Origin of the sequence: Pseudoalteromonas sp. (assembly GCF_041629635.1) — a bacterium.
In the GTDB taxonomy this organism is placed as follows: Bacteria; Pseudomonadota; Gammaproteobacteria; order Enterobacterales; family Alteromonadaceae; genus Pseudoalteromonas.
Map to the genome: position 1 here is coordinate 21,177 of NZ_JBFKMX010000014.1, position 13,184 is coordinate 34,360.

Annotated in this window: 6 protein-coding genes; all 6 read left to right on the forward strand. The window is 39.5% G+C overall.

The genetic code is table 11. The annotated features are described in order from the left end of the window. The first annotated feature begins 204 nt into the window (after nt 1-204). The 6 genes from ABYD77_RS03780 (at nt 205) to pyrD (ending at nt 13,156) form a co-directional block, all read left to right on the forward strand. Nucleotides 205-2,298 (forward strand): DUF1302 domain-containing protein, encoded by a 2,094-nt coding sequence (locus tag ABYD77_RS03780; RefSeq protein ID WP_372767137.1) that lies wholly within the window; start codon nt 205-207, stop codon nt 2,296-2,298. 10 nt (nt 2,299-2,308) lie between these two features. After that, nucleotides 2,309-3,676, forward strand: coding sequence for a DUF1329 domain-containing protein (locus ABYD77_RS03785; RefSeq protein WP_372767139.1), 1,368 nt, complete (start codon nt 2,309-2,311; stop codon nt 3,674-3,676). Nucleotides 3,677-3,723: 47 nt separating this feature from the next. Next, complete coding sequence (locus tag ABYD77_RS03790; protein ID WP_372767141.1) at nt 3,724-4,710, forward strand: WD40/YVTN/BNR-like repeat-containing protein; 987 nt, start codon at nt 3,724-3,726, stop codon at nt 4,708-4,710. A gap of 2 nt (nt 4,711-4,712) precedes the next feature. Next, nucleotides 4,713-7,037, forward strand: a complete 2,325-nt coding sequence (locus ABYD77_RS03795) for an RND family transporter (RefSeq protein ID WP_372767143.1) — start codon at nt 4,713-4,715, stop codon at nt 7,035-7,037. A gap of 203 nt (nt 7,038-7,240) precedes the next feature. Continuing rightward, nucleotides 7,241-12,079, forward strand: coding sequence for an NAD-glutamate dehydrogenase (locus tag ABYD77_RS03800; protein ID WP_372767145.1), 4,839 nt, complete (start codon nt 7,241-7,243; stop codon nt 12,077-12,079). Nucleotides 12,080-12,145: 66 nt separating this feature from the next. Beyond that, nucleotides 12,146-13,156 (forward strand): quinone-dependent dihydroorotate dehydrogenase, encoded by a 1,011-nt coding sequence (gene pyrD, locus ABYD77_RS03805; protein WP_372767147.1) that lies wholly within the window; start codon nt 12,146-12,148, stop codon nt 13,154-13,156. Nucleotides 13,157-13,184 lie beyond the last annotated feature (28 nt).

Here is a 13,184-nt window from a genome sequence, read left to right on the forward strand (position 1 = left end):
ATTTCGATTATTTAACTGGTAAGATGTCTTACCTATGTGATTAGAAAGTAGAATATCTAATAACAAGAGTGAATAATTGGTCGTTTTAACGATTTCGATATATCTCATGTTTTACTTGTAATTTTATAGATTGCTTTCTATCGTTACAAGCATACTAAAAACAATAACTTGATAACAAAACAGCCCGCCATAGGGGGAATATATATGATAAAAAGTCCTCTTTTTGTCAAAAACAAGCTAGCTTTAGGTGTTACAGCAGCATGCATGGCTATTACTAGCCAAACCGCTTCAGCTGCATCGTTTGAAGTTGGTGGTTTTGAAATACAATTTGACTCAACTTTCTCGTACGGTACAAGTTATCGTGTAGAAGACCGTGATTTCGATAATCAAATCGGTAAATCTAATCATCCTCGCTTTGATTGGACTGGTTATCATCCAGCGCTCAACCCAATTTACTCTTCTAGTGATATCTGGTCACAACCAGGTACTTACTCAAATAATGGTGATGTTGGTAATTTAAACTTTGATAGCGGTGAAGCGTTTTCACAATTACTTAAAGGAACCCATGAGCTAGAGATACGCAAAGATAACTTTGGTTTCTTTACCCGCTTTATGTACTTTTATGACTTTGCACTTAACGATAAAGAGCTAGCCTACAAAAACCCAACGTCTGGGCAAGGTGTTGATCCATGTGCAAATAAAGAATCAGAAGAGTTAGTATGTAATGACCTTCGTTTACTTGATGCTTTCGTTTATGCTGATTTTGATTTAAATGAAGGCTATAACCCTCTTTCAATTCGTTTAGGACAGCAAGTTGTAAACTGGGGTGAAAGTGCATTAATCTCTCACGGTATTAATATCAACCCCGTTGATATTGACCGTTTAAAAGCACCAGGTGCTGAAGTAAAAGAAGCATTTATTCCAGTTGGGATGCTTTGGGCTTCATTAGGTATTACTGAAAACGTTTCAGCTGAAATGTTCTATCAATATCAATGGCATGAAACACGCCTACCAGTTGCTGGTACTTATTTATCTACAAATGACTTCGCTGCGGTTAATGGTAACGCTAATAATGTCCAATTAGGCTTTACTTCAAACCCAGACATAGATTTAGCGTATTTAACAAATTCACTAAACAATATGTATGCACAGTGGGGGCAAGTTTTAGCGGCGCAAGGTATGGATCCTTCAAGCCCAGAAGCGCAATCATTACTTGCAAGCATGTACCTTGCTCACCCAACTAAAGTTGCAATCAAGGCCAATGGCGATAAAGCAAATAAAGAGCCAAAAGATTCAGGCCAATATGGTTTGAAGCTTGGCTGGTTTTCGCCAGAATTGAATGAAACTGAATTTGGCTTCTACTATGTGAATTATCACAGTCGTCGTCCATTAATTTCAGGTAAAGCTTCTGATTTTACAGGTGCAGCGATTGGTCATGACTTAGCGTATATAGCAAACAACACAATTACTGCTGATAACATTACGAGTTTAAAAGGTTTCACTGAAGCGCAATTCGAATATCCAGAGGATATAAAAATGTATGCATTCAGCTGGAATACAGCGATTGGTGCTACTGCGTTTGCTGGTGAATTTACGTATCGTCAAGACGAACCTTTGCAAATTGATGACGTAGAATTATTATATGCGGGTATGGCTGAACAACTTGCAAACCCTGGTGTACCTGATGCAGTTCGTCAAGAAATGTTCACTGGTATTTCTCAAGTGGACACTGTCTCACCTGGCGAAGTTGCGCAAGGATACATTTTACGTGATACGGCACAGCTTCAGTTTAGTTTAACCCATTTGTTTGGCCCATCACTTGGCGCAGATAGTTGGGCAGTGCTTGGTGAAGTAGGTGGTGTACACGTTAAAGATTTACCAGAATATGATGAATTACGCCTTAATGCACCTGGTACTGCACGAAGCGGAATAATGCAAGGTCCTGCAGATGATTACACGGCGCTTCATTTATTACTTTCAAATGGCCCTGAAACAAATCAATTTGCGTCTGCAACATCTTGGGGTTACCGTTTAGTTGCTAAAGGTGAGTATAACAACCTATTCTCTGGTGTTAACTTCTCTCCGCGTGTTGTTTTTGCACACGATGTAAATGGTACAACGCCGGATCCAATGTTCCTATTTGTTGAAGACCGTATGTCTGCTTCTGTTAACCTTAACTTTAACTATCAAAACCAGTGGTCGTTTGACTTTGGTTATAATAGTTTCTGGGGTGGCGGTAGCGCAAATGGCTTAGCAGATCGTGATTATGTTTCATTTAATATCAAGTATTCAATTTAAGGGTAACAATATGATTAAAAAACCTACCCTAGTAGCGCTTGCTTTAATTGGTGTGTTTAGCGCATCATCAGCAGTTGCTAAGATTTCAGCTGAACAAGTTGCTCGCTTAGGTCAAGATTTAACACCACTAGGTGCTGAAAAAGCGGGTAATGCAGATGGTTCAATCCCTTCTTGGGAAGGTGGTATCACAAAAGCGCCTGACAATTATAATGTTGGCGACCACCACCCAGATCCATTTGCGGATGATAAAGTTCTTTTTACTATCGATAAATCGAATCTAGACCAATACAAAGATCTTTTATCACCAGGTCAAATCGCAATGTTTGATGCTTATCCAGAAAGCTTCAAAATGAATATTTACCAAACACGTCGTAGTGCGTCATACCCGCAATTTATATACGACGCAACTAAGAAGTACGCAACAACCGCAGAATTAGTAGAAGACGGTAATGGCATTAAGAATACTGCAATTGGTATTCCATTCCCTATTCCAGAAACTGGCTTGGAGGCAATTTGGAACCATATTCTGCGTTATCGTGGTCTATCAATTAAGCGTTATGGCGGTCAAGCAGCACCAACAGCAAATGGCTCGTATAACATAGTTGGTTTTGACGAGAAATTACTGGTTAAGTACTCTGAACAAGACGCAACACCAGAATCATTACTTAAATCAAACATCTTGTTTAAATTTAAACAAGAAGTTACTGAGCCAGCTCGTCTTGCAGGTACTGCTTTACTAGTTCATGAAACTATGGACCAAGTATTAACTCCGCGCCAAGCTTGGACATACAACACAGGTCAGCGTCGTGTACGTCGTGCACCAAATGTTGCATATGATGCACCGGGTACAGCATCTGACAGCTTACGTACAACGGATGATTTCGATATGTTTAACGGTTCACCAAATCGTTATGATTGGAAATTACTTGGTAAGAAAGAAATGTATATCCCATATAACAGCTATAAGCTTCACAGCAACGAGCTAAAATATGAAGACATTCTAAAGCCTGGTCATATTAACCCAGAACACGTACGTTATGAAAAGCACCGTGTATGGGTGGTTGAAGCAAATCTTAAAGAAGGTACGCGTCATATATATAAGAAACGTGTGTTCTTCATTGATGAAGATAGCTGGCAAATCCATGTTGCGGATCTTTACGACAACCGTGACCAACTATATCGTGTGGCAATGGCACACGGTGTGAACTATTACGAAGTACCAACTCATTGGAGTACTTTGGATGTATATCACGATCTTAACTCACGTCGTTACCTAGCAATTGGCTTAGATAACGAAGAGAAGATGTATGACTTCCAAGAGATGTTTAAAGACACTGAGTTTACTTCTAACGCCTTACGTCGTTCTGGTCGACGTTAATAAATAATACGGCCCGCGAGGGCCGTTTTTCTCACAACGCTACATATATGAAAAATTATCTATTTTTAATCGGCTCACTTTTGGCGACTAGCGCTATCGCGCAAGTATTACCTCAACCTGCAATTCCCGCTCAATTAGCGGCGCAAAATCTATTAACAGATATTACGCGTACCAGCGAAACAGCTCTTGCTGTTGGTAAGTGGGGTAATATTGTTTTCAGTAATGATTCAAATACGTGGCAACAGGCAAATTCACCCGTTCAAAGTCTGTTAACAGCAGTTCATTTTGTTGATGCACAAAATGGCTGGGCTGTAGGTCATGATGCTACGATTTTATATACACAAGATGGTGGTCAAAACTGGCAAATTCAGCAATATCTGCCAGAACTTGATAAGCCATTATTAGATATTATTTTCTTTGATAAAAACCACGGTTTGGCTATTGGTGCTTATGGTTTAAGTTATCGCACGCTGGATGGTGGTAAATCGTGGACACGAGAATTTTACGATTCACTTTTATTTGAAGATGATCGTAATTACTTAAATGAATTAAAAGAATCCGATCCGGAAAGTTACCAAATCGAAACTCAGTCAATTTTACCGCATTTTAATAGTATTTTTGTTGACGGTGATACGCTTTGGCTAGTGGGTGAGCTAGGCCTTATGGCTACAAGCACTGATTTAGGAAAAACTTGGGAAAGACGTGACGAAATCTATGCTGGTTCATTTTTTGCTTTTAATAAACTGAACAACCAGTACTTAGTCGCGGGCTTACGTGGCACTGCATTTGTAAGTGACGACGGCGAACAGTGGACACAATTAGATACTGACACTACTGCATCAATTAATGATATTGAAATTGTGGGTAATAAAGCGGTTTTACTCGCAAACGGTGGTGTGTGGTTAACTTACAGTAATAACCAAATAAAAAAATCTGTGACAAAAGATGGTAAGTCACTATTGGCAGGTGCGAGTGAGCAAAATGAGTTGATCATCGCATCAGAGGCTGGAATACATAAAATTAGCGTGCAGTAATTATGAATTCAATTTTAACAAAAATAGAAACGAGCCTTTTTAGACACCGCTTAGCAGTACTTTTTATTTTTATTGCAGCGACCGTTTTTTTAGGTTTTCAAGCAACACAAATCAAGCTTGATGCATCGTTTAATAAAAACATTCCACTTAACCATGAATACATGCAAACCTACCTTAAGCACGAAAAGCAATTTGGTGGGGCAAACGGCATTTTAATTTCGGTGTGTGACGAACGCGGTGATATTTTTAATCCTGAGTTTTTTACCCAATTAAAAAATGTACATGATCAATTATTCTTTATTCCAGGTGTTAATCGTCCACTGGTAAGCTCAATTTTCGCACCGAGTGCACGTTTTGTTGAAGTTGTTGAGGATGGTTTCGCTGGCGGTCCAATTATTCCGGCGGACTTTAAAGCTGATGCCCGTGGCCTTGCGACGGTGAAAGAGAACATCGAAAAGGCCAAAGTTGTTGGCCGCATGGTTGCGAATGACTATTCATGTGCAATGGTTACGGCCCAGCTAATGGAAACCGACCCAAAAACACAAGAAAAGCTGGATACACTCGTATTTGCTGAAAAGCTTGAAAGTGAAATCCGTACTAAATTCACAACTGACAACGTATCAATCCATATTATCGGTTTTGCCAAAATGGCAGGTGATGTTGCTGATGGCGCGAAAGATGTTGTGTTGTTTTTCCTTATCGCAATTTTAATTACGACTGTAATGGTATGGCTTTTCTGTAAAAGCATGAAGCTAACCATCCTGCCAATTGTATGTTCATTAATCGCGGTTATTTGGCAATTAGGTTTATTAAACCTTGTTGGCTTTGGTTTAGACCCAATGTCGATCCTTGTACCATTTTTAGTATTTGCGATTGGTGTAAGCCATGGTGTTCAAATGATTAACAGCATCGGACAAAAAGTTGCACAGGGACTTTCTAATAAAGTTGCTGCACAATCTAGCTTTGCCGCACTGTTAGTGCCAGGTGGTATCGCATTACTTTCTGATACAGTTGGTTTTATCACGTTACTTTCTATTGATATAGGTATTATTCGTGAGCTTGCTATTACAGCAAGTTTAGGTGTTGCAGTTATCATTTTCACAAACCTAGTACTCCTGCCAGTGATCGCGTCTTATCTTGATTACACAAAAATGAAACGTGTCGACGATGGTAAGGGTGAGACACATGATGCATTTGCGGGCATTCGTGAATTATTAGTGAAGGCAACAGAGCCAAAAACAAGTAAAGTAATCTTGTTTGTCGCTGTTGTGTTATTCGTATTCGGCTTTATTAAATCAAATGAAATGCAGATTGGCGATTTACATGCAGGTGCACCATCTCTTCATGAAGATGCTCGCTACAACCAAGATACGTTTTTGATTACCGATAAATACTCTATCTCAGTAGATATTTTAAAAATCATCGTAGAAGCTGAACCAGAAGCATGTACTTTCCACGACACTATGGAGCGTATTGATCGTTTCCAATGGAAACTACAAAATGTTGAAGGGGTTCAGTCTGCTGTTTCACTGAGTAGCATAGCGCAGCAAGTAAATGCTGGTTACAACGAAGGTAATTTAAAATGGCAAACATTACCACGCAATACTGCGTCACTTGTGCAAGCGTCAAGCCGTGTTGAAACAAGTACAGGTCTACTAAATAGTGATTGTTCGGTTATGCCAATTGTCGCCTTTATTGAAGACCATAAAGCTAAAACGATTAATCATGTAATTGATGCAGTTAAACAGTTTGCAAAAGAAGAGGGCACAGAGTCGCTTCAGTTTAAACTAGCTTCAGGCCCTGTTGGTGTAATGGCGGCAACAAATGAGTCAGTAAGTGAAGCACAATTACCGATGATGATTTATGTTTACGGTGCAGTAATAATACTCTGCTTAATAAGTTTCCGTTCGATACGTGCAACGATTGCCGTTGTGTTACCACTTTATGTTGTATCTACACTCGCACAAGCATTAATGGTATCACTTGAGATAGGTCTAACTGTGAGTACTTTACCAGTAATTGCATTAGGTGTAGGTATAGGCGTTGACTATGGTATTTATATCTTGTCATCAATGAGTGGACTACTGCGTCAAGGCGTGCCACTTACAGATGCATATCGCCGCGCTTTAATCGAACGTGGTAGTGCAGTGTTATTTACAGGTATTACTCTTGCTGTTGGTGTAAGTACTTGGGTATTCTCAGCACTTAAGTTCCAAATGGACATGGGTATATTGTTGACCTTTATGTTTTTGGTCAACATGTTAGGTGCTGTACTCCTCTTACCAGCATTAGGTACCTTGTTATGGCGTAAAAAAACTTCTGAATAAATGTGTACTAAAATGGCCAGAAATGGCCATTTCTATCTATATTTAGTGAATAGTAAGCCAACTGGTTGAAATATGTACTGGTTTGCTACAAAAAATACTATTTAAATCTATGCTAAAAGAGTTAGAATTCACCTGACTCCACTGCAGTTAGTTAGACTGCAAATAGTTACCGTTCACAGGTAGGTATAGATAAGGAACACATAATGACTCAACAAGAAGGCCAAACCTCAGTTTTACTGGAAAACGTATCATCTTTGATCCGTAGTAAAGTGAAAGCCACTAATGTGTCACTTGTCGAAAAGTTTGCTAAAACTCTATACAGTAATATGTCTACTGAAGATTTAGCGAGCCGTAATGACAGTGATTTATATGGCGCAGCACTTAGCTTATGGAATAGCTTAGAAAAACACACAGATGATACGGCGCTAATTCGCGTATTTAATCCAGAGCTAGCTAATAATGGTTGGCAATCCTCTCACACCATCGTTGAAATTATCGCTAAAGACATGCCGTTTCTGGTAGATTCGGTCCGTATGGCTTTGGCTCGCGAAAATATCGTTTCGCATTTATTACTTCATTCACCTCTTAAAATTAAACGTGATAAAGACGGTTTAATTTCTGCATTATCAGGTATGAAGACAGAGCAAGAATCTGACTCAAACAAAACAGTGTTCTTTATTGAAATCGACCGTCAGTCAAATCAGTCGGTAATTGCAGCTATTAAACAAGAGTTAGAGTCAGTTTTAGCAGATGTTTCTGTAGCAGTAGAAGACTGGTTAGCGATTAAAGACAAGCTCGTTTCTATCAGCAAAGAATTACCAAAGCGTAAAGGCTATAAAAACAAGAGTGAAGTAAAAGAAACTGTTGAGTTTTTAGATTGGCTTGCAAAAGATAACTTCACTTTAATGGGTTACCGTCAGTATGACTTATCACCGATTAAAGGTGACTATAGGTTGACAGGGGTTGCTGGTACCAGTTTAGGTATGATGAAAAACTCTGATGAGTCAAAAGCACGTCTTTTATCTGAACTACCTGAAATTGCACGTAAAGAAGCACAAAGTGATAATTTATTAATCTTAACTAAAACAAATTCGTTATCACGCGTTCACAGACCAGCATACATTGACTATATCGGTATTAAACGTTTTGACGACAAAGGCAATGTTATTGGTGAAGACCGCTTTATTGGTTTATTCTCTTCAAGCTTCTACAATAACAGTGCTGCAGATGTGCCAGTATTAAAGAGCAAAATCAAACGTGTTCTTGATATGACAGATTTTGCGCCAGGCACGCATGCTTACAAAGCAGTATTAAATATTCTAGAAACCTACCCTCGCGATGAGCTATTACAAGCACGTGAACGTGAATTGCTAGAAGTCGCATTAGGTGTGCACCATATGCAAGAGCGCGACATGTCTCGTGTTTTTGTACGTCAGGATACATATGGCCGTTTCTTCTCTTGTATGGTTTATGTACCAAGAGAGCGCTACAACACGGCACTACGTCGTGAGACCCAAAAAATCTTAGCCAATGCTTTTGGCTCAAATGAAAAAGTTGATTTTACAACGTTTTTCTCAGAATCAATGCTAGCACGTACGCATTATACGGTACGTGGCTGCGACCAAAATGTTGAATACACAGTGAAACAAATCGAAAGAAATCTTATTGAAGCAGCACGTACTTGGGAAGACAAACTTCACACAGCACTACTTGAAAGAGCAGGCGAATCACGTGGTAATGAATTAACCCGTAAATATGCTAAGGCATTTGCAAGTGCATACCGTGAACAGGTATTACCAAGTGCTGCTGTTGTTGATATTGAAAAGCTAGAGAGCTTATCAGACGATAACAAGCTTGCGATGCTTTTCTATCGTCCACAAGAAAGTGCAAACACCAATGAAGTTCGTTTAAGTCTTTATCACAAAAATGAACCAATTCATTTATCAGATGTAATGCCAATCATTGAAAACTTTGGTTTACGTGTTATTGGTGAAACTCCTTATTCAGTTAAGACCGAAGACGGTCAAGTCAACTGGATCATGGATTTCAGCATGCTGATCAGTAAAGATGGTCTTGGTGATTTTGAAAAAGTATCAGAGCGATTCCAGCTTGCGTTACTTAATGTTTGGAACAATAAGCTTGAAGACGATGGCTTCAACAAGCTTGTACTAGCAGCAAGCTTAAAAGGTCGTGAAGCATCAATTATTCGTGCTTACGCTAAGTATATGCGTCAAATTGGCGTTACTTTCTCACAAAGCTACATTGAAAGTACGTTTGAAAACTACCCACATATTGCGCAGTTACTTGTAAAACTATTCGATAAGAAGTTTTCGCCGAAATCTAAATTCACTGAGAAAGGTTATGAGAAAATCGTTAATGATATCATTGCTGAATTAGATAACGTTGCTAACTTAGATGATGACCGTATCATTCGTTTATATGTTGATATGATTAATGCAACACTTCGTACTAACTTCTATCAAAAAGATAAAGATGGTGTTAACAAGTCATACATTTCGTTCAAGGTTCAGCCAAGCCTAATTCCTGAAATGCCATTACCACTGCCTGCGTTTGAGATTTTCGTATACTCGCCACGCGTGGAAGGTGTTCACTTACGTGGTGGTAAAGTTGCTCGTGGTGGTCTACGTTGGTCAGATCGTCGTGAAGACTTCCGTACAGAAGTTCTAGGCCTTGTTAAAGCGCAGCAAGTTAAAAACACAGTAATTGTACCGGTTGGTTCAAAAGGTGGTTTTGTTTGCAAACAGTTGCCATCTGATCGCGATGCTTTCTTTAAAGAAGGACAAGAGTGTTACAAGCTATTTATCCGTGGTCTATTAGATATCACTGATAACATTCGCCATGGTGAAATTGTGCCACCAGTTGATGTAGTTCGTCATGATGAAGATGACCCGTACCTAGTTGTTGCGGCTGATAAAGGCACAGCGACGTTCTCTGATATTGCGAATGGTATCTCTGAAGAATACGGATTCTGGCTTGGTGATGCTTTTGCATCAGGCGGCTCTATTGGTTACGACCACAAAGCAATGGGTATCACTGCTAAAGGTGGTTGGGAATCTGTTAAACGTCACTTCCGCGAAATTGGTATTGATTGCCAAACAACTGATTTCACCTGTGTAGCCATTGGTGATATGGCAGGTGACGTATTTGGTAATGGTATGTTGCTATCAGAGCATATTCGCTTACAAGCGGCATTTAACCATATGCACATTTTTATTGATCCTAACCCAGATGCAGCATCTTCTTTTGTTGAGCGTAAGCGTATGTTTGAATTACCGCGCTCATCTTGGGAAGATTACAATAAAGACTTAATTTCACAAGGTGGTGGCATTTTCTCACGTAGTGCGAAATCAATTACGCTTACACCAGAAATTAAGAAAATGTTAGGCACGAAAAAGGCAACTATGACACCTAATGAATTACTACGTGCAATCTTAATGATGCCAGTAGATTTAATTTGGAATGGTGGTATCGGTACTTACGTTAAAGCTAAGAAAGAGTCACACGCAGATGTAGGTGATCGTGCTAACGACGCGCTACGTGTAAATGGTGAAGAGCTTAACGCTAAGATATTTGGTGAAGGTGGTAACTTAGGTGCTACTCAGTTAGGTCGTATTGAGTTTACGTCTAACGGTGGCCGTATGAATACCGATTTCATCGATAACGTAGGTGGTGTTGCGTGTTCAGATAACGAAGTAAACATTAAGATCTTACTTAATGTTCTCGTTTCTGAAGGTGATTTAACTAAGAAACAGCGCGACGAGCTTCTTTATTCTATGACAGATGAAGTTGGCCGTATGGTAATTATAGACTGTTACCGTCAAACACATACGATTTCAGTAACTCAGCTTAAAGGTCCGCAAACGTTAAAAGAGCAGATCCGTTTTATTCATGCGCTTGAAAAAGAAGGCAAGTTAAATCGTGATATTGAGTTTTTACCGTCTGATGAAGAGTTGGCAGAACGACAAGCTGCTGGTGTTGGCCTAACACGTCCTGAGCTTTCAGTGCTTGTATCTTATGCAAAAATGGTGTTAAAAGAGCAGTTAGTGGTTGAAGAAATCACTGACAATCCGTTCTACCGTCACTTACTTGTTGAGGCATTCCCTGTGCCACTGCGTGAACGCTTTAATGACGCAATGGACAACCACCCATTACGTGCTGAAATCATTGCAACTAAACTTGCTAATGAAATTGTTAACGATATGGGCCTTAACTTTGTTGTGCGCATGAGCGAAGAAACGGGTGCACCAGTGAGTGAAATTGTACTTTGCTATTCAATGGCCAAAGCGATATTTGAGCTTGGTCAGGCATGGCAAGAGATTTCAGAACTTGATAATAAAATCCCGTCAATTGTGCAAACTGAAATGCTATATCAGTTACGTCGCACTGTCCGCCGTGCAACGCGTTGGTTCTTACGTCATCGTAACAAGTCACTGAATATCGAACAAACGATCGAATTCTTTGCACCAGCATTTGCTGATTTAAGCAAAAACATCACTAGTTATATGGTTACTGAGGAAGCTGAAAAGTTAAATTCAGAAATTAATATGCTTGCTAAAGAAGGTGTTCCAGAAGCTCTTGCAAAACGTATTGCTCAGCTGTCTAGCTTGTTCTCAGTAATGGACCTAGCTCAGGTTGCAGAAGCTGCAAACAAACCAATTTCACAAGTATCTGAAACATACTTCAAGTTGGGTGCAGGCATGGGTCTACACTGGTTCCTTGACCAAATTACACAGCAACCAGTTGCCAACCATTGGCAAGCACTGGCACGTGCTTCTTATCGTGAAGAACTTGACTGGCAACAACGTTCACTTTCACACGTGGTTCTTAATAATTGTAAGACGACAGAATGTGACGTTGATACTATTATTGAAGGCTGGATGGATGAACATCAAGTGTTGCTAGAGCGTTGGCAACATATGCTTGCTGAGTTTAAAACCTCACAAACTCATGATTTTGCGAAGTTCTCAGTTGCATTACGTGAATTAATGCTATTAAGCCATAATTGCGATACTGCGCAATAACAAAAATTTAGATACAATACCCCGGAATTTTCCGGGGTATTTTTTTATTAAGAGGTCAACACAATTATGTTTTATGATATAGCGCGTCGTTTTATGTTTAGTAAAGATGCTGAATGGTCGCATGACTTTGCTTTATCAAACCTAAAGCGATTTGCCAATACACCGTTATCGATGTGCTGGTCTCAATCGGTTGCAAATAAACCAACTACCTTTTTAGGATTAGAATTACCAAACCCAGTAGGCCTTGCTGCAGGCCTTGATAAGAACGCTGAATGCATTGATGCCTTTTCTCAAATGGGTTTTGGCTTTATTGAAGTCGGTACCGTGACACCTCGTCCTCAAGCGGGTAATGACAAACCACGTATTTTCCGTTTACCTGAAGCCAATGCCGTTATTAACCGTATGGGATTTAATAACAAGGGTGTTGATTACTTATTGGAAAATGTTAAAAACGCACGTTTCAATGGCATCTTAGGTATCAATATTGGTAAAAACAAAGATACACCAAACGAACAAGGCAAAGACGACTACATTCATTGTATGCGTAAAGTATTTACGAGTGCATCTTACATCACTGTAAATATCTCTTCACCAAATACCCCTGGATTACGTGATTTACAATATGGTGAAGCGCTAGATGATTTATTAAGCTCACTTAAAAACGAACAGCTTGATTTGGCAGCTAAACATGGCAAAGAAGTACCTATGCTTGTAAAAATTGCGCCAGATCTGGATCATATTCAAGTTCAGCAAGTTTCAGAATCATTGATCAATAATAAAATTGATGGCGTGATAGCAACCAATACAACGCTTGACCGTACAGCTGTTCAGGGTATGAAACATGCCGATGAAGCAGGTGGCCTATCAGGTCACCCAGTGCGTCAAAAGTCGACAGAAATTATTAAAGAAATTAAACGCTTAACTAATGGAGAGTTGCCAATTATTGGTGTTGGTGGTATTGATTCAGCAGAATCGGCAAAAGAAAAGCTATCCGCAGGGGCTGACTTAATACAAGTCTATACCGGTTTTATTTATCAAGGACCACCAATGATCAAAAAGATCATTGATGGCTTATAAGGATCGGTTATTTAACATTTTGATCCAA